At 55.9% G+C, this 16,372-nt stretch carries 15 protein-coding genes; 8 read left to right on the top strand and 7 right to left on the bottom strand.

All coding sequences use genetic code 11. The features are described 5' to 3' along the window. Positions 1 to 173 precede the first annotated feature (173 nt). The gene (gene rluF / locus ACERY3_RS20620; RefSeq protein WP_033144377.1) at positions 174 to 1,046 is read left to right on the top strand and encodes a 23S rRNA pseudouridine(2604) synthase RluF; all 873 of its coding nucleotides are present in this window, start codon (positions 174 to 176) and stop codon (positions 1,044 to 1,046) included. Here rluF and ACERY3_RS20625 read toward each other — a convergent pair whose 3' ends face one another. The 3 genes from ACERY3_RS20625 to lysC form a co-directional block, all read right to left on the bottom strand. Beyond that, a complete protein-coding gene (locus ACERY3_RS20625; RefSeq protein ID WP_319877134.1) occupies positions 1,047 to 1,319 on the bottom strand; it encodes a DUF3811 domain-containing protein in 273 nt (90 codons plus the stop codon). Between the two features lie 50 nt (positions 1,320 to 1,369). Beyond that, positions 1,370 to 2,314 (bottom strand): ketopantoate/pantoate/pantothenate transporter PanS, encoded by a 945-nt coding sequence (gene panS / locus ACERY3_RS20630; RefSeq protein ID WP_373226389.1) that lies wholly within the window; start codon positions 2,312 to 2,314, stop codon positions 1,370 to 1,372. Positions 2,315 to 2,407: 93 nt separating this feature from the next. After that, the gene (gene lysC / locus ACERY3_RS20635) at positions 2,408 to 3,757 is read right to left on the bottom strand and encodes a lysine-sensitive aspartokinase 3 (RefSeq protein WP_373226390.1); all 1,350 of its coding nucleotides are present in this window, start codon (positions 3,755 to 3,757) and stop codon (positions 2,408 to 2,410) included. Between the two features lie 374 nt (positions 3,758 to 4,131). Here lysC and pgi point away from each other — a divergent pair, with 374 nt between their 5' ends. The 5 genes from pgi to ACERY3_RS20660 all read left to right on the top strand — a co-directional run bounded on the left by pgi (position 4,132) and on the right by ACERY3_RS20660 (position 9,923). Further along, positions 4,132 to 5,781, top strand: coding sequence for a glucose-6-phosphate isomerase (gene pgi, locus ACERY3_RS20640; protein WP_048977787.1), 1,650 nt, complete (start codon positions 4,132 to 4,134; stop codon positions 5,779 to 5,781). 367 nt (positions 5,782 to 6,148) lie between these two features. Then, positions 6,149 to 6,391 (top strand): exopolysaccharide production protein YjbE, encoded by a 243-nt coding sequence (yjbE, locus tag ACERY3_RS20645; protein ID WP_008503423.1) that lies wholly within the window; start codon positions 6,149 to 6,151, stop codon positions 6,389 to 6,391. A gap of 63 nt (positions 6,392 to 6,454) precedes the next feature. Next, complete coding sequence (locus ACERY3_RS20650) at positions 6,455 to 7,093, top strand: YjbF family lipoprotein (RefSeq protein WP_047059420.1); 639 nt, start codon at positions 6,455 to 6,457, stop codon at positions 7,091 to 7,093. Then, complete coding sequence (locus tag ACERY3_RS20655; protein ID WP_126797439.1) at positions 7,090 to 7,827, top strand: capsule biosynthesis GfcC D2 domain-containing protein; 738 nt, start codon at positions 7,090 to 7,092, stop codon at positions 7,825 to 7,827. Before ACERY3_RS20650 ends, ACERY3_RS20655 begins: the two co-directional genes overlap by 4 nt. Further along, positions 7,827 to 9,923 (top strand): YjbH domain-containing protein, encoded by a 2,097-nt coding sequence (locus ACERY3_RS20660; protein ID WP_373226391.1) that lies wholly within the window; start codon positions 7,827 to 7,829, stop codon positions 9,921 to 9,923. The genes ACERY3_RS20655 and ACERY3_RS20660 overlap by 1 nt, the downstream gene beginning before the upstream one ends. 77 nt (positions 9,924 to 10,000) lie before the next feature. Here ACERY3_RS20660 and ACERY3_RS20665 read toward each other — a convergent pair whose 3' ends face one another. Further along, positions 10,001 to 10,453, bottom strand: a complete 453-nt coding sequence (locus ACERY3_RS20665) for an acyltransferase (RefSeq protein WP_045355214.1) — start codon at positions 10,451 to 10,453, stop codon at positions 10,001 to 10,003. A 96-nt stretch (positions 10,454 to 10,549) separates the two neighbouring features. Here ACERY3_RS20665 and psiE point away from each other — a divergent pair, with 96 nt between their 5' ends. Further along, on the top strand, positions 10,550 to 10,960 hold the full coding sequence (gene psiE, locus ACERY3_RS20670; RefSeq protein WP_000202963.1) for a phosphate-starvation-inducible protein PsiE: 411 nt from the start codon (positions 10,550 to 10,552) through the stop codon (positions 10,958 to 10,960). 96 nt (positions 10,961 to 11,056) lie between these two features. Here psiE and malG read toward each other — a convergent pair whose 3' ends face one another. The 3 genes from malG to malE all read right to left on the bottom strand — a co-directional run bounded on the left by malG (position 11,057) and on the right by malE (position 14,822). Continuing rightward, positions 11,057 to 11,947 (bottom strand): maltose ABC transporter permease MalG, encoded by an 891-nt coding sequence (gene malG / locus ACERY3_RS20675; protein WP_023310002.1) that lies wholly within the window; start codon positions 11,945 to 11,947, stop codon positions 11,057 to 11,059. A 14-nt stretch (positions 11,948 to 11,961) separates the two neighbouring features. Then, positions 11,962 to 13,506: a maltose ABC transporter permease MalF gene (gene malF / locus ACERY3_RS20680; RefSeq protein WP_058842061.1), complete on the bottom strand. Its 1,545-nt coding sequence runs from the start codon at positions 13,504 to 13,506 to the stop codon at positions 11,962 to 11,964. A 125-nt stretch (positions 13,507 to 13,631) separates the two neighbouring features. Beyond that, positions 13,632 to 14,822, bottom strand: coding sequence for a maltose/maltodextrin ABC transporter substrate-binding protein MalE (gene malE / locus ACERY3_RS20685; RefSeq protein WP_039264157.1), 1,191 nt, complete (start codon positions 14,820 to 14,822; stop codon positions 13,632 to 13,634). 370 nt (positions 14,823 to 15,192) lie between these two features. On the opposite strand from malE, the gene malK reads away from it, so the two are divergent. Then, positions 15,193 to 16,302, top strand: a complete 1,110-nt coding sequence (gene malK / locus ACERY3_RS20690; protein ID WP_023310005.1) for a maltose/maltodextrin ABC transporter ATP-binding protein MalK — start codon at positions 15,193 to 15,195, stop codon at positions 16,300 to 16,302. Positions 16,303 to 16,372 lie beyond the last annotated feature (70 nt).

Raw genomic sequence — 16,372 nt, forward strand, 5'->3', positions numbered from 1 at the left:
ACAAATAATTGTCTCTGGAGAGTAAAGCTAAAAGGAGGTAGCTCAAGGATAAATGGCCTGACGCTAAATCCTGAAAGCGTCTCGCAAAATAAAAAACCCGTCTCAGTAACCGTCGGCTAATCTTTTTTTCCAGCCCATACCTAAGGTATATTTCGCCCTTCACAGGAGAAACTATGCTGCCAACTCAATCAACCCGATTAAACAAATACATTAGCGAGAGCGGGATCTGCTCACGTCGCGAGGCTGACCGTTACATTGAACAAGGTAACGTGTTTCTTAACGGCAAACGCGCCACCATCGGCGACCAGGTGGTCCCTGGCGATGTGGTTAAAGTGAATGGTCAGGTCATCGAACCGCGTGATGCTGAAGACCTGGTGTTTATCGCGTTGAACAAACCGGTTGGGATTGTCAGCACCACGGAAGACGGTGAGCGGGACAACATCGTTGATTTCGTGAACCACAGCAGCCGTATCTTCCCGATTGGCCGTCTGGATAAAGACTCTCAGGGGCTGATTTTCCTCACCAACCACGGCGATCTGGTCAACAAAATTCTGCGTGCCGGTAATGACCACGAGAAAGAGTATGTCGTTACGGTGAACAAGCCGGTTACGGACGAATTTATTCGTGGCATGGGCGCGGGCGTGCCGATCCTCGGTACCGTCACGAAAAAGTGTAAGGTAAAGAAAGAAGCGCCGTTCGCGTTCCGCATTACTCTGGTGCAGGGCCTGAACCGCCAGATCCGCCGTATGTGCGAGCACTTCGGTTATGAAGTGACGAAGCTGGAACGCACGCGCATCATGAACGTCAGCCTGTCCGGTATCCCGCTGGGCGAGTGGCGCGATTTAACGGATGACGAGCTGATTGAACTCTTCAAGCTTATCGAGAATTCCTCGTCCGAAGCGAAGCCGAAGGCCAAAGCCAAACCGAAAACCCAGGCGATTAAGCGCCCGGTGGTGAAGGCGCCTCAGGCGGAAGATAAGGGGCGAGGCAAGCCGGGTAACGGAAAACGCTTTACCCAGCCGGGGCGCAAAAAGAAAGGGCGCTGATTAGCGCCTTCCACGGGTAGACGTTGTGGCCGACCAGGAAAAGGTCGCCTCTGCATCGGGTTTATAAGCCTGCTCTTTTTTCAGCTTGCGGGCTTTTTTCGCCGCGACGTCACGCTGCGCCATCAGCTTATCGATGTACTCTTTTTTCACCTGATTGGTTTCGGCGTTCGTCAGCGTGCGGCCATGTGCGATACGGGCGCGGTCGAGAAGCGTTTTCAGTTCGCGCTGCTCGGCTTCCGTCATGTCTTTCTGGGTCAAACGTGGTGTAGCCATTGCTGAAGCCTCCTGATAGAGAGGCTTCAGTGTAAAGCAAGCCGCGTAAATTAACCCTGCTTCACCGCATCTTTTTTCGTTTGTTCATCAATCGGTTTGCCGGACCAGTAGCCCGCCAGCAGCGAGCCGGAGAGGTTATGCCAGACGGAGAACAGCGCGCCGGGCAGGGCCGCCAGCGGGGAGAAGTAAATTTTACCGAGCGCCGCCGCCAGGCCGGAGTTCTGCATGCCTACCTCGATTGCCAGCGTGCGGCAGGTAGATTCGTCAAAACCAAACAGCTTCCCGCCCCAGTAGCCGCCCAGCAGGCCAATAGTGTTATGCAGCACCACGGCGATGATCACGATAAAGCCCACGGAAGCAATGTGCGATGCGGAACCCGCCACCACGGCACTGATGATCGCCAGAATGCAGACCATCGAAAACGCGGGCAGGTAGGGCTCAACGGCCTTCACAACGCGCGGGAAAAGATGGTGAATGACCAGCCCCAGCGCAATCGGGATCACCACAATCTGCAGAATACTGAGCAGCATGCCCGTCACGTCCACCTGAATATGCGCGTCCACGTACAGGCGAGTTAACAGCGGCGTGGCAATCACGCCCACCAGCGTGGAAACGGAGGAGATGGTGACGGAGAGCGCCACATCTCCTTTTGCCAGGTAGATCATGACGTTGGACGCCGTGCCGCTGGCCACGCTGCCCACCAGCACCATCCCGGCGGAGAGATCGGGCGGCATCTTAAAAGCCATCGCCAGCAGCCACGCCGCAAGCGGCATCACCAGATAATGCAGGAAAATCCCTGCCGCGACGGGCGCAGGGCGAGACAGCACGCGTTTAAAGTCGTCGATTTTCAGATGCACGCCCATACCGAACATGATCAGCATCAGCAGCGTGGCGACCCACGGACCAATGCCCGTGAACGTGGCGGGGGTGTAATACGCGAGTACGGAGAGCAGCAGCGCCCATAACGGGAACAGCCGCGTAACGGCGGATAACATAGTGGATTCCTTGCAGTATTGTCGTGTTGTTTAGTTATGAAAAAGCCGGGTCTGTGCCCGGCTTATAGGTATTGTTTATCCTGCTAACGAATTTTATTCAAACAAATTCTGATGAAGTTTCTGCACGACCTGCTCGGCCTGATCGGCAGGCACCAGGAAGCAGAGGTTGTAGCTGGATGCGCCGTAGCAGATCATGCGGATGTTGAACGGGTCGAGCACGCCGAACACCTCTTTACCCACGCCGCAGGCGCGCGACAGCTTGTTGCCGATGATGGCAACCAGCGCCAGGTCTTCTTCTACTTCCACGCGGCACAGCTCAGACAGCTCAATCAGCAGCGACTGCGTCAGCAGCGTGTCGCCGGTGGAGGTCGAGCCGGTGGTGTCCAGCGTTAGCGCAATGCTCACTTCAGAGGTGGTGATCAGATCCACCGAGATATTGTGGCGCGCCAGAATGCCAAACACTTCCGCCAGGAAACCGCGTGAATGCAGCATATTGTGGCTGTGGAGCGTCACCAGCGTCTGGCGACGGCGCAGGGCCAGGGCGCGGAACAGAGGTGGGTTTTCCGTTTTTTTGCAGACCTGCGTCCCGCCCGCTTTCGGATCTTTGCTGGAGCCGACGAAGACCGGAATATCGCTGCGTACGGCCGGCAGCAGCGTTGCCGGGTGCAGCACTTTCGCACCGAAGGTAGCCATTTCAGCCGCTTCTTCAAAGGCGATTACATCAATACGTTTAGCCGCAGAAACGACGCGCGGGTCGGTAGTGTAAATGCCCGGAACGTCCGTCCAGATATCCACGCGCGTTGCATGCAGGGCTTCGCCCAGCAGCGCGGCGGTGTAGTCGCTGCCGCCGCGGCCAAGCGTGGTGGTGCGGCCTTTTGCTTCACTGCCGATAAAGCCCTGGGTGATCACAATACCGTCTGCCAGGCGTGGTGCCAGCTGCTGATTGGTCAGCTCCGCCAGCGCCTCAACGTCCGGCTCGGCGCGACCAAAGCGATCGCTGGTACGCATCACTTTACGCACGTCAAACCACTGCGCCTGAACGTTACGCTCGCGCATGATTTCAACAAACAGCAGGGTGGACATTAGCTCGCCGTGGCTGACCAGTTCGTCGGTCAGGGCGGTGGAGGTTGCCAGAGACGCCGCTTCTGCCAGAGTGGTGATATTTTCCAGCAGACGCTCAACTTCCTCGCGGATGACGTTCGGGTTCTGCAGACGCTCAAGAATGTCGAACTGAATTTTGCGCAGTGCATCCAGCTTCACGAAACGTTCTGTCGCTTCCAGTCCTTCAGACAGAGAAACCAGCAGGTTCGTCACGCCGGCGGATGCTGAGAGCACCACCAGGCGGGTATTCGGATCGGCCAGCACCACATCGGCGCTGCGGTTCATGGCATCGTAATCGGCCACACTGGTGCCGCCAAATTTGGCGACCACAAAACTCGTCATAACAACCTCGTGTCAGGGAATGAATAAGCGACCTTGGCACAAGAGTGAAACGAAAACAGGTGCAGGCGCAAAATACGGCCCTATAAATAAAATGCGGGGGAGGTCCTGTCAATGCTGGGATTATGCGGATTTTTTATGGGGGGGTACCCCTGAGAAACAGGACTTATAACAGCGCCAGATTTTATGCTCCATTTTAGCCTGTTTTGGGCGACATTTCGCCGCCCCAGGAGGGCACTTCAGCAGCTATACTTTTCGGGTCTTTTCACCTGTGTTTGATGCAGGCCAGGGCAATGGCATAAAAACCATCACAATTTTTATTTGCAGGCGCTACAATCGACCGCAGTCACAATTCTCAAATCAGAAGAGTATTGCTAATGAAAAACATCAACCCAACGCAGACCGCTGCCTGGCAGGCACTCCAGAAACATTTTGATGAAATGAAAGACGTCACCATCGCGGATCTGTTCGCGAAAGATGCCGATCGTTTCTCTAAGTTCTCCGCGACCTTCGACGACCTGATGCTGGTGGATTTCTCCAAAAACCGCATTACCGAAGAGACGCTGGCAAAACTGCAGGATCTGGCGAAAGAAACCGAGCTTGCCGACGCCATCAAATCCATGTTCTCCGGTGAGAAAATTAACCGTACCGAAGACCGTGCCGTGCTGCACGTGGCCCTGCGTAACCGTAGCAATACGCCAATCATCGTTGACGGCAAAGACGTCATGCCGGAAGTGAACGCGGTGCTGGAAAAGATGAAAACCTTCTCCGAAGCGATTATCTCCGGTAGCTGGAAAGGCTACACCGGCAAAGCGATCACCGACGTGGTGAACATCGGTATCGGCGGTTCTGACCTCGGTCCGTTCATGGTGACCGAAGCGCTGCGTCCGTACAAAAACCACCTCAATATGCACTTTGTGTCTAACGTCGATGGTACCCACATCGCCGAAGTGCTGAAGAACGTGAACCCGGAAACCACCCTGTTCCTGGTTGCCTCCAAGACCTTCACCACTCAGGAAACCATGACAAACGCCCACAGCGCGCGCGACTGGTTCCTGAAAACCGCAGGCGACAACAAGCACGTGGCGAAACACTTCGCGGCGCTGTCTACCAACGGCAAAGCGGTCAGCGAGTTCGGCATTGATACCGCGAACATGTTCGAGTTCTGGGACTGGGTCGGCGGCCGCTACTCCCTGTGGTCTGCGATTGGTCTGTCTATCATCCTGTCCGTGGGCTTCGACAACTTCGTCGAGCTGCTCTCCGGCGCGCACGCGATGGATAAACACTTCTCCACGACTGCACCAGAGAAAAACCTGCCGGTACTGCTGGCGCTGATCGGTATCTGGTACAACAACTTCTTCGGCGCTGAAACCGAAGCGATCCTGCCATACGACCAGTACATGCACCGCTTCGCAGCCTACTTCCAGCAGGGCAACATGGAATCCAACGGTAAGTACGTTGACCGTAACGGCAACGCGGTGGATTACCAGACTGGCCCAATCATCTGGGGCGAGCCGGGCACCAACGGCCAGCATGCTTTCTACCAGCTGATCCACCAGGGAACCAAAATGGTACCGTGCGATTTCATCGCCCCGGCTATCACCCATAACCCGCTGTCCGACCACCATCCGAAGCTGCTGTCGAACTTCTTTGCGCAGACCGAAGCGCTGGCGTTCGGTAAATCCCGCGAAGTGGTTGAACAAGAATACCGTGACCAGGGTAAAGATCCGGCAACTCTGGACCACGTGGTGCCGTTCAAAGTGTTCGAAGGCAACCGCCCAACCAACTCCATCCTGCTGCGCGAAATCACGCCGTTCAGCCTGGGCGCGCTGATTGCCCTGTACGAGCACAAGATCTTCACGCAGGGCGCCATCCTGAACATCTTCACCTTTGACCAGTGGGGCGTTGAGCTGGGCAAACAGCTGGCAAACCGTATTCTGCCAGAGCTGGGTGACGATAAAGCGATTGCCAGCCATGACAGCTCGACAAATGGTTTGATCAACCGTTATAAAGCCTGGCGTGCGTAATTAAAACGTCATGAAAACGTGCCGGCTTAATGCCGGCATTTTTTTATCGGATAATTCCTGATGTCTGTTAGTTAACTCAAATTCTGAATCTGAGTTTAATCCGAAAAAGACGCTTAACCCGTTAATTGCTGCGGTTTATTTTAAGAAAATACGTAGTGGTTCATTAATATGCTTATATTATAACTTATTGATTTATAGCAGTTATATATTTATGTTATTTGTCTTTCATTTCCATTTTAACCATTAGTCCGAAAACTCCATCCCTATTTCCCCTTACGGCAAACCCACGGCAGTAGTTGTGTATACTCGATTCCGCCTGAAATTCTTTTCGGGCAAATCTCCATTCATTCATTGAAGGGAAATTGTTATGAAGAAAGTACTGTATGGCATTTTTGCCATATCTGCGCTTGCGGCGACATCTGTCTATGCAGCTCCGGTTCAGGTCGGGGAAGCGGCAGGTTCGGCAGCGACGTCTGCGTCTGCGGGAAGTTCTACCGCAGCCAGCGCCAGCACCGTAAGTTCAGCCGTGGGTGTCGCGCTGGCGGCAACCGGTGGCGGTGATGGCTCCAATACCGGAACCACGACCACCACGACAACCAGCACCCAGTAATAGCGGGTGTTTTAATCATAACCACACTTCGGTGTGGTTATTTCGCCCCTTCGGAGAAGAGTCGTGAAGCGACCTGCAATCATTCTGATTTGCCTGCTGCTGCAGGCGTGCTCGGCCACCACCAAAGGGCTGGGAAACTCACTGTGGGAAAGCATGTTTGGCACACCGGGCGTGCATTTGACCGATGACGAACTTCAAAACATGCCCTATGCCAGTCAGTACATGCAGCTTAACGATGGCCCGCAGCTGTTTGTGGTGCTCGCTTTCGATGAAAACGGGCAGCAGAAATGGGTGACGCAGGATCAGGCCACCATCGTGACGCAGCATGGTCGTATCGTGAAAACCCTGTTGGGCGGCGACAACCTGCTGGAGGTGAATAACATCGCTGCCGATCCGCTGATCAAGCCGAACCAGATCGCCGACGGCGCAAGCTGGACGCGCACGATGGGCTGGACCGAACATAAGCAGGTGCGTTACGCCACGGCACGCTCGACCTTCCGCTGGGACGGCACGGACAGCGTGAAAGTCGGCAGCGACGAAACGCAGGTTCGCGTGCTGGATGAAGAAGTCACCACCGACCAGGCCACCTGGCACAACCGCTTCTGGATCGACGAGGAAGGGCAGATCCGCCAGTCCCTGCAGTATCTTGGTGCCGGATTCTTCCCGGTGAAAACCACCCTGATCAAGGCGGCGAAATCATGAAAACGCTCATCCACGTTGCGCTTCTCGCTAGCCTTGCCTCGCCGCTGGCATGGTCCGCAGGGACGGTGAAGGTCTACACGCCGGACAGTGAAAAACCCAAAACCTTAACCCACGCTGAGCATCTGCTCGATCTCGTCGGACAGCCAAGGCTCGCCAACAGCTGGTGGCCGGGGGCAGTGATCGCTGAGCGGCAGAAGACCGCTGAAGCGGAACAACAGCACAAGGCGCTCCTTGCCAGGCTGACGGGATTAGCGGAGCAGGAAGATGGCGACGACGCGGCGGCGATTAACAGCGTTCGCCAGCAGCTGCAGGCGCTGAAGGTGACGGGCCGTCAGAACGTGAACCTTGATCCCGATGAAGTGCGCGTCACGGAAAAGGGCAATCCCACGCTTGAAGGGGAGTATACGCTCTGGCTGCCGGTGAAGCCGACGACGGTGACCGTGATGGGGCTTATCAGCAGCCCGGGTAAAAAGCCCTTTACGCCCGGTCGTGACGTGGCGAGCTACCTCGACGAGCAGAGCCTGCTGAGCGGTGCCGATAACAGCTACGCCTGGGTGGTTTACCCTGACGGGCACACACAAAAAGCCCCCGTCGCTTACTGGAATAAACGGCATATCGAACCTATGCCGGGCAGCATCATTTTTGTCGGTTTTGCCGACCATTTCTGGACGAAGGCGTATGACGGGCTTAACGCCGATATCCTTCACTCCCTGATTCAGCGGATACCGGAATAATGAAAAGAACCTATCTCTACAGCATGCTGGCGCTCTGCGTGAGTGCCGCCTGCCATGCAGAAACGTATCCGGCACCCATTGGCCCGTCTCAGTCAGACTTCGGCGGCGTCGGTTTACTGCAAACGCCCACCGCGCGTATGGCGCGCGAAGGGGAAATTAGCCTTAACTACCGTGATAACGACCAGTATCGCTACTACTCCGCCTCGGTGCAGCTGTTCCCGTGGCTTGAAACCACGCTGCGCTATACCGACGTGCGTACGAAACAATACAGCAGCGTAGAGGCGTTCTCCGGCGATCAGACTTACAAAGATAAAGCCTTCGACGTCAAGCTGCGCCTGTGGGAAGAGAGCTACTGGATGCCGCAGGTGTCCGTGGGCGCCAAAGATATCGGTGGTACCGGTCTGTTTGATGCGGAATACATCGTGGCCAGTAAAGCCTGGGGGCCGTTCGACTTCTCGCTCGGTCTGGGATGGGGCTATCTCGGCACCAGCGGAAACGTGAAAAACCCGTTTTGCTCCTACAGCGATAAATACTGCTACCGCGATAACAGCTATAAGAAAGCGGGCTCCATCAACGGAGACCAGATGTTCCACGGTCCGGCATCGCTGTTTGGCGGCGTGGAGTATCAAACGCCCTGGCAGCCATTACGCCTGAAGCTGGAATATGAGGGGAATGACTACTCGCAGGACTTCGCCGGAAAGATTGAGCAGAAGAGCAAGTTTAACGTCGGCGCCATTTATCGCGTCACCGACTGGGCCGACGTTAACCTCAGCTACGAGCGCGGCAATACGGTGATGTTTGGCTTCACGCTGCGCACCAACTTTAACGACATGCGGCCGCACTACAATGATAACGCGCGCCCTGCATACCAGCCGGAGCCGCAGGATGCGATTCTGCAGCACTCCGTGGTTGCAAACCAGCTGACGCTGCTGAAATACAATGCCGGCCTGGCGGATCCGAAAATTCAGGTGAAAGGCGATACGCTGTACGTGACCGGCGAGCAGGTGAAATACCGCGACTCGCGCGAAGGGATCGAACGCGCCAACCGGATCGTTATGAACGATCTGCCGGAAGGGATCCGCACGATCCGCGTGACGGAGAACCGTCTCAACCTGCCGCAGGTCACAACCGAAACGGACGTTGCCAGCCTCAGGCGCCATCTGGAAGGTGAACCGCTCGGGCATGAAACCGAGCTGGTGCAAAAACGCGTAGAGCCTATCGTGCCGGAAACCACCGAGCAGGGCTGGTATATCGACAAATCGCGCTTCGATTTCCATATCGATCCGGTGCTGAACCAGTCCGTGGGCGGGCCTGAAAACTTCTACATGTATCAGCTGGGCGTGATGGCGACGGCGGATCTGTGGCTCACCGACCACCTGCTGACCACCGGCAGCCTGTTCGGCAACATCGCCAACAACTACGACAAGTTCAACTACACCAACCCGCCAAAAGACTCGGCGCTGCCGCGCGTGCGTACCCGCGTGCGTGAGTACGTGCAGAACGATGCCTACGTAAATAACCTGCAGGCCAACTACTTCCAGTACTTCGGAAACGGCTTCTACGGCCAGGTGTACGGCGGGTATCTGGAAACCATGTACGGCGGCGCGGGGGCGGAAGTGCTTTATCGTCCTATCGACAGCAACTGGGCGTTCGGGGTGGATGCCAACTACGTCAAACAGCGTGACTGGCGCAGCGCGCAGGACATGATGAAGTTCACCGACTACAGCGTCAAAACGGGCCATCTGACCGCCTACTGGACGCCGTCGTTCGCCCCTGACGTGCTGGTGAAAGCCAGCGTCGGCCAGTACCTGGCGGGCGATAAGGGCGGTACGCTGGACATCTCTAAACACTTCGACAGCGGCGTCGTGGTGGGTGGCTACGCCACCATCACCAACGTTTCGCCGGACGAGTACGGGGAAGGGGACTTCACCAAAGGGGTCTACGTGTCGATTCCGCTGGATCTGTTCTCGTCAGGCCCAACCCGCAGCCGTGCGGCAGTGGGCTGGACGCCGCTGACGCGTGACGGGGGTCAGCAGCTTGGACGTAAGTTCCAGCTGTATGACATGACGAGCGATAAGAACATTAACTTCCGCTGATGCTTCACGCCGGGCGGCACCGCGTTTGCCCGGCCTGCTATTTTGTAGGCCCGGTAAGCGCAGCGCCACCGGGCGAATCACAAGCGGCGCAGTAGCCTCGCCGGGTTCCCGGCATAGACACCTTTCTCGACGATCGATTTTGTTACCACGCTCCCTGCACCAATCACCGCACCGTCGCAGATAGATACCGCCAGAATGGTCGCTCCACTGCCTATCGAAACATCATTCCCCACGGTAATATGGCCCCAGCTCTCTCGGTCGGCGTTCGGTTTCCCCTCCCGAAACATATCGTTGGCAAACATCACGCCATGGCCAACAAAGCAACGCTGACCAATAGTGACATACTCGCAGATGAAGGTGTGCGACTGGATTTTGCAGTCGTCACCGATGCGCGTATTGCCCTGGATTTCAACAAACGGGCCGACGAATACGCCGTTGCCCAGCACACAGTCGTAAAGGTTAGCAGGTTCATATACAATCACATTGTCGCCACAGGTCACGTTGCGAACCCCGGTTTGTTTACGCTCCATCGGTTTTCTTCCTACATAAAACATAATTAAAAAATATAGATCCCCGTCACATTTTTGCGTTATACAGGAACCTCGCCCTGGAGAATGAGGTGCTGTATGACATCCCTGACTCGCCCGCGCGTTGAGTTTATCTCAACTATCCTCCAGACCGTGCTGAACCTCGGTCTGTTGAGCCTTGGCCTGATACTGGTCGTCTTTTTGGGTAAAGAGACGGTGCATCTTGCGGATGTACTGTTCGCCCCTGAACAAACCAGCAAATATGCGCTGGTGGAAGGCCTGGTGGTCTACTTTCTCTACTTTGAATTTATCGCCCTGATTGTGAAGTACTTTCAGTCCGGCTTTCACTTCCCGCTGCGTTATTTTGTCTACATTGGGATCACTGCGATAGTGCGGCTGATCATCGTCGATCATAAATCCCCGCTCGACGTGCTGATCTACTCGGCGGCGATCCTGCTGCTGGTGATCACCCTCTGGCTGTGCAACTCGAAGCGGCTGAAACGCGAATAAAAAATGGCGGCCCGGAGGCCGCCTAACAACAGTCACAAGTTGGGTCAATACAATACGTCTAAAGTTGAGGGTTGCAGTGGCATAACAAAATGAAACTTAACCTTTCACACCGCCCGCCGTCAGGCCGTTGACCAGCCAGCGCTGCGCCAGCAGGAACACCACGGTAATCGGGATGGCGGAAAGTACGGCCGCCGCGGCAAAGTCGCCCCACAGGTAGTTTTGCGGGTTGAGGTATTGCTGCATACCTACGGCCAGGGTGTAGCTGTTCACATCACGCAGTAACAGTGAGGCAACCGGTACTTCGGTGATCGCAGCGATAAACGACAGGATAAACACTACCGCCAGAATCGGCACCGACAGCGGCAGCAGCACCAGGCGGAACGCCTGCCACGGGGTTGCGCCATCCAGCGCGGCCGCTTCTTCCAGCGAGCCGTCGATAGTTTCGAAATAGCCTTTGATGGTCCACACATGCAGTGCGATACCGCCAAGATAGGCGAAGATCACGCCGCCGTGGGTGTTCAGGCCGATAAAGGGTACGTACTGGCCCAGACGGTCAAACAGGGCATACAACGCCACCAGCGACAGTACGGCCGGGAACATCTGGAAAATCAGCATCCCTTTCAGCAGCGTCGCTTTGCCCGGGAAACGCATGCGGGCGAAGGCATAAGCACAGGTGGTGGACAGCGCCACGATACCAATGGCGGTAATGCCTGCGATTTTCACCGAGTTCCACAGCCACAGCAGGACCGGGAACGGCGGCGGCGTGACGCGGCCATCCGCGTGTTCCACGCTGAAGCCCAGCGCGAGCTTCCAGTGCTCCCAGGAGATTTCGTCCGGGATCAGGCTCCCGGTGGCGAAGTTACCCGAACGCAGAGAGATGGCGATAACCATCAGCAGCGGGAACATGATCGCCGCGATGAAAATCAGCAGGCCTAAGTGCGTCGCCAGGAGGCGCAACTTCTGAGATTTGGGTTGTACCATAGCCATGATTGATGCCCTCCTTAATCAAATTTCATACGTGTGGCTTTCAGGTTCACAATCGCCAGAGCGCCTACCAGCAGGAAGATCAGGGTGGCAATCGCTGCCGCCAGACCGAAGTCCTGGCCGCCGCCGCCTTCGAAGGCGATACGGTAGGTGTAGCTCACGAGCAGGTCGGTATAGCCTGCTGGCGTCGTGGTGCCAAGGCGGTCCGGGCCGCCGTTGGTCAACAGCTGAATCAGCACGAAGTTGTTAAAGTTAAAGGCGAAGCTGGCAATCATCAGCGGCGTCAGCGGCTTAATGAGCAGCGGCAGCGTAATTTTAAAGAAGTTCTGGAACGGGCCCGCGCCGTCCATCGCCGAGGCTTCATACAGATCGTCCGGGATAGCCTTCAGCAGGCCCATGCACAGGATCATCATGTACGGATAACCGAGCCAGGTGTTCACGATGATAATCATCGAGCGAGCGGTGGTCGGGTCGCTGAACCAGGCCGGTTTGATGCCGAACAGGGCGCTCAGCATCATGTTGATTTCACCGAAGCTCTGGTTAAACAGCCCTTTGAAAATCAGAATCGAGATAAACGACGGTACGGCATACGGCAGGATCAGCAGCACGCGGTAAATCGCTTTGCCTTTCAGGGATTCCCACTGGACCAGACAGGCCAGCACCATGCCCACGGCCACGGTCAGGATCACCGTCAGCACCGAGAAGACCACCGTCCAGACAAAGATGGCGAAGAACGGTTTCTGAATGCCTTCGTCGGTAAACACGCGGGTAAAGTTGTCCCAGCCGATGGTGACGGTATAGCCCGGGCTGAGCTTGTCATCACCCCATTTGCCGTCGGCAGTAATGGACTGATAGAAACCAATGTCGTTATTCGGACGATATTTCACGCCGCTCTGGTTGTTGGTCAGCGTGCCGTCGTCCGCCAGGGTATACAGCGGCTGCGTGCCGGAGAACTGGCGCAGCGAGCTCATGGTCACCTTGCTTTCGTCTGGCAGCACGGCGGTGAGCTGGGTCAGCGCCTGACGGTTCTGGGTAATGACGCGCAGGTTGGCGCGTTCACCTTCCGGCAGGGCCTGTGCCTCTTTTAAGGTGAGCTTCTGCTCGCCGCCAAATTTGAACGCGTCGGAGACATAGTATTTGCTGCTTGCTTCGTCAGTAAGCGCTAACTTCCACTCGTTACCGGCAGGATACAGGCCGAAGTTAAAGGTCTTGCCTGCCTGATATGAGCGATCCAGCAGGACCTGCTGCGCGCGTTCCTGCGCAAGCTGGTTGGTGCTGCTGTAGTTGGTAAACGCAATAGCGATGGTACAAATCAGCGGGAACAGGACAAACAGCCCCATCCCGGCCACGCCCGGGTAAACATAGCGCCAGGCATAGGCTTTACGATTAGCGAAAATATACAGGCCAGCAGAGCTTAAAATCAGCGTCATGATGGCAAACAGATATTCCCCTTGTACGTACATTAAAACAACAAGGTAACCCACCAGCAGACACAGCAGACCGATCGCTGACCACTTCAGCGCGTCGCTTTGCCACCAGCGTTTCTTTTTAATGACATCCATGGGGTTTTTCCTCTACAACGTTTGATCTTTTCTCCCTCTCCTGGGGGAGAGGGCCGGGGTGAGGGCGTGCGGATAGCGCCAACCCTTACCCTAACCCTCTCCCAAAGGGAGAGGGGACTACGTCATTACTTAGTAATACGACCCTGAGCATCTTTCAGCGCGGCATCGACAGTCTGACGACCGCTTGCAGCGTTGATGACCGCAGTACGCGTGGCGTACCAGAACGCAGCCATCTGTGGGATGTTCGGCATGATTTCGCCTTTCTGGGCGTTATCCATGGTGGCCGCGATACGTGGATCTTTCGCCAGCTGATCCTGGAAGGATTTCAGCGCGACGGCGCCCAGCGGTTTGTCCTTGTTCACTTCATCCAGACCCTGATCGGTCAGCAGGTAGTTTTCCAGGAACTCTTTCGCCAGCTCTTTGTTCGGGCTGGCGGCGTTGATGCCCGCGCTCAGCACGCCAACGAACGGTTTAGACGGCTTGCCTTTGAAGGTTGGCAGCAGCGTCACGCCGTAATTGACTTTGCTCTTGTCGATGTTGGTCCAGGCCCACGGACCGTTGATGGTCATCGCGGTTTCGCCTTTATTGAACGCCGCTTCCGCGATGGAGTAGTCGGTATCCGCGTTCATGTGTTTGTTCTTGATCAGATCAACCAGGAAGGTCAGACCCGCTTTCGCGCCCGCGTTGTCCACGCCCACGTCTTTCACGTCATACTTGCCGTTTTCAAACTTGAACGCGTAACCGCCGTCGGCAGCGATCAGCGGCCAGGTGAAGTACGGCTCTTGCAGGTTGAACATCAGCGCGGATTTACCTTTCGCCTTCAGCTCTTTATCCAGTTTCGGGATCTCTTCCCAGGTTTTCGGTGGGTTTGGTACCAGGTCTTTGTTGTAAATCAGAGACAGGGCTTCAACCGCGATAGGGTAAGCGATCAGCTTGCCGTTATAGCGCACGGCATCCCAGGTGAACGGGAACAGCTTGTCCTGGAAGGCTTTGTCTGGCGTCACTTCTGCCAGCAGGCCAGACTGCGCGTAACCCCCGAAACGGTCATGCGCCCAGAAGATGATGTCCGGGCCGTCGCCGGTTGCTGCAACCTGCGGGAACTTCTCTTCCAGCTTGTCAGGGTGTTCTACGGTAACTTTGATGCCGGTATCTTTTTCGAATTTTTTGCCCACTTCGGCCAGGCCGTTATAGCCCTTGTCGCCGTTAATCCAGATAACCAGTTTGCCTTCTTCAATTTTGGCGAGCGCCGGTGCGGAAATCATCATTGCTGCGAGGGCGGACAATGCGAAAACGCGTGCGCCAGTCTTGATATTCATAGCTGCCATCCTTTTTGGTGATGTCTCGTGGTATGACTTCAGTGGTTCAACGTGTCTCAGTCTCCTTATTTGACATCCTCTTTCCATCCTCCCAACCCCTACGCCCCACCCCCCGTTTGTGTGATCTCCGTTGCATAAATTTAAGTTATGAGTGCTGGCGCACATAAAAACCCACCGAATTTTGCAGGTGGCTTCACGAATTTTGCCTCAGCCCGCCCACGGCGGTCGCAGAGCCTGCTCCCTCATCCTCCCGCCTCCTCCCCCATAAAAAAGGCGGGGGGTGGAGGATTCGGGAAAGTAATGGATACCCCATAGTGAACTTATCTTGAATGTTTCTGTCGGTGACAGGTTGTAACGAAGGGAGAAGGGCATGGCGAGCGTACAGCTGCGTAATGTAACGAAAGCCTGGGGTGACGTTGTGGTGTCGAAAGACATCAATCTGGACATCAACGAAGGCGAATTCGTGGTGTTTGTTGGCCCATCAGGCTGTGGTAAATCTACTCTGCTGCGTATGATTGCCGGTCTTGAAACGATTACCAGCGGCGACCTGCTGATTGGTGATACCCGAATGAACGACATCCCGCCTGCCGAACGTGGCGTCGGTATGGTGTTCCAGTCTTATGCACTCTATCCACACCTTTCCGTTGCCGAAAATATGTCCTTTGGCCTGAAGCTGGCCGGCGCGAAGAAAGAGGTCATTAACCAGCGCGTGACGCAGGTGGCGGAAGTGTTACAGCTGGCCCACCTGCTGGAGCGTAAACCAAAAGCGCTTTCCGGTGGTCAGCGTCAGCGTGTGGCGATTGGCCGTACGCTGGTGGCCGAACCGCGCGTGTTCCTGCTCGATGAACCTCTTTCTAACCTGGATGCCGCCCTGCGCGTCCAGATGCGTATTGAAATCTCCCGTCTGCACAAGCGTCTTGGCCGCACGATGATTTACGTCACCCACGATCAGGTGGAAGCGATGACCCTCGCCGACAAAATCGTGGTGCTGGATGCCGGCCGCGTGGCGCAGGTGGGTAAACCGCTGGAGCTGTACCACTACCCGGCAGACCGCTTTGTTGCGGGCTTCATTGGCTCGCCAAAGATGAACTTCCTGCCCGTCAAAGTGACCGCGACAGCCATTGAACAGGTACAGGTGGAGCTGCCAAACCGCCAGCAGGTCTGGCTGCCGGTCGACAGCGCCAACGTACAGGTCGGGGCAAACATGTCCCTCGGTATTCGTCCTGAGCACCTGCTGCCGAGCCACATCGCTGATGTGACCCTGGAAGGTGACGTTCAGGTCGTCGAACAGCTTGGTCACGAAACACAGATTCATATCCAGATCCCCGCCATCCGTCAGAACCTGGTCTACCGCCAGAACGACGTGGTGTTGGTAGAAGAGGGTGCCACATTCGCTATCGGCTTGCCGCCAGAGCGTTGCCATCTGTTCCGTGAGGATGGCACTGCATGTCGTCGGTTGCACAAAGAGCCAGGCGTTTAAGCAATCCCAAAAGAAGACACGAAACCGACAGGTGAAGTGTTCAAAGAAAAGCAATGATCTCAGGAGATAG

Origin of the sequence: Enterobacter cloacae complex sp. ESBL7, from assembly GCF_041679625.1 — a bacterium.
GTDB classification, from domain to species: domain Bacteria; phylum Pseudomonadota; class Gammaproteobacteria; order Enterobacterales; family Enterobacteriaceae; genus Enterobacter; species Enterobacter asburiae_B.

Coding starts and splice junctions, on each gene's coding strand:
- rluF (WP_033144377.1), top strand. CDS start 174: ATGCTGCCAACTCAATCAACCCGATTAAACAAATACATTAGCGAGAGC.
- ACERY3_RS20625 (WP_319877134.1), bottom strand. CDS start 1,319: ATGGCTACACCACGTTTGACCCAGAAAGACATGACGGAAGCCGAGCAG.
- panS (WP_373226389.1), bottom strand. CDS start 2,314: ATGTTATCCGCCGTTACGCGGCTGTTCCCGTTATGGGCGCTGCTGCTC.
- lysC (WP_373226390.1), bottom strand. CDS start 3,757: ATGACGAGTTTTGTGGTCGCCAAATTTGGCGGCACCAGTGTGGCCGAT.
- pgi (WP_048977787.1), top strand. CDS start 4,132: ATGAAAAACATCAACCCAACGCAGACCGCTGCCTGGCAGGCACTCCAG.
- yjbE (WP_008503423.1), top strand. CDS start 6,149: ATGAAGAAAGTACTGTATGGCATTTTTGCCATATCTGCGCTTGCGGCG.
- ACERY3_RS20655 (WP_126797439.1), top strand. CDS start 7,090: ATGAAAACGCTCATCCACGTTGCGCTTCTCGCTAGCCTTGCCTCGCCG.
- ACERY3_RS20660 (WP_373226391.1), top strand. CDS start 7,827: ATGAAAAGAACCTATCTCTACAGCATGCTGGCGCTCTGCGTGAGTGCC.
- ACERY3_RS20665 (WP_045355214.1), bottom strand. CDS start 10,453: ATGGAGCGTAAACAAACCGGGGTTCGCAACGTGACCTGTGGCGACAAT.
- psiE (WP_000202963.1), top strand. CDS start 10,550: ATGACATCCCTGACTCGCCCGCGCGTTGAGTTTATCTCAACTATCCTC.
- malG (WP_023310002.1), bottom strand. CDS start 11,947: ATGGCTATGGTACAACCCAAATCTCAGAAGTTGCGCCTCCTGGCGACG.
- malF (WP_058842061.1), bottom strand. CDS start 13,506: ATGGATGTCATTAAAAAGAAACGCTGGTGGCAAAGCGACGCGCTGAAG.
- malE (WP_039264157.1), bottom strand. CDS start 14,822: ATGAATATCAAGACTGGCGCACGCGTTTTCGCATTGTCCGCCCTCGCA.
- malK (WP_023310005.1), top strand. CDS start 15,193: ATGGCGAGCGTACAGCTGCGTAATGTAACGAAAGCCTGGGGTGACGTT.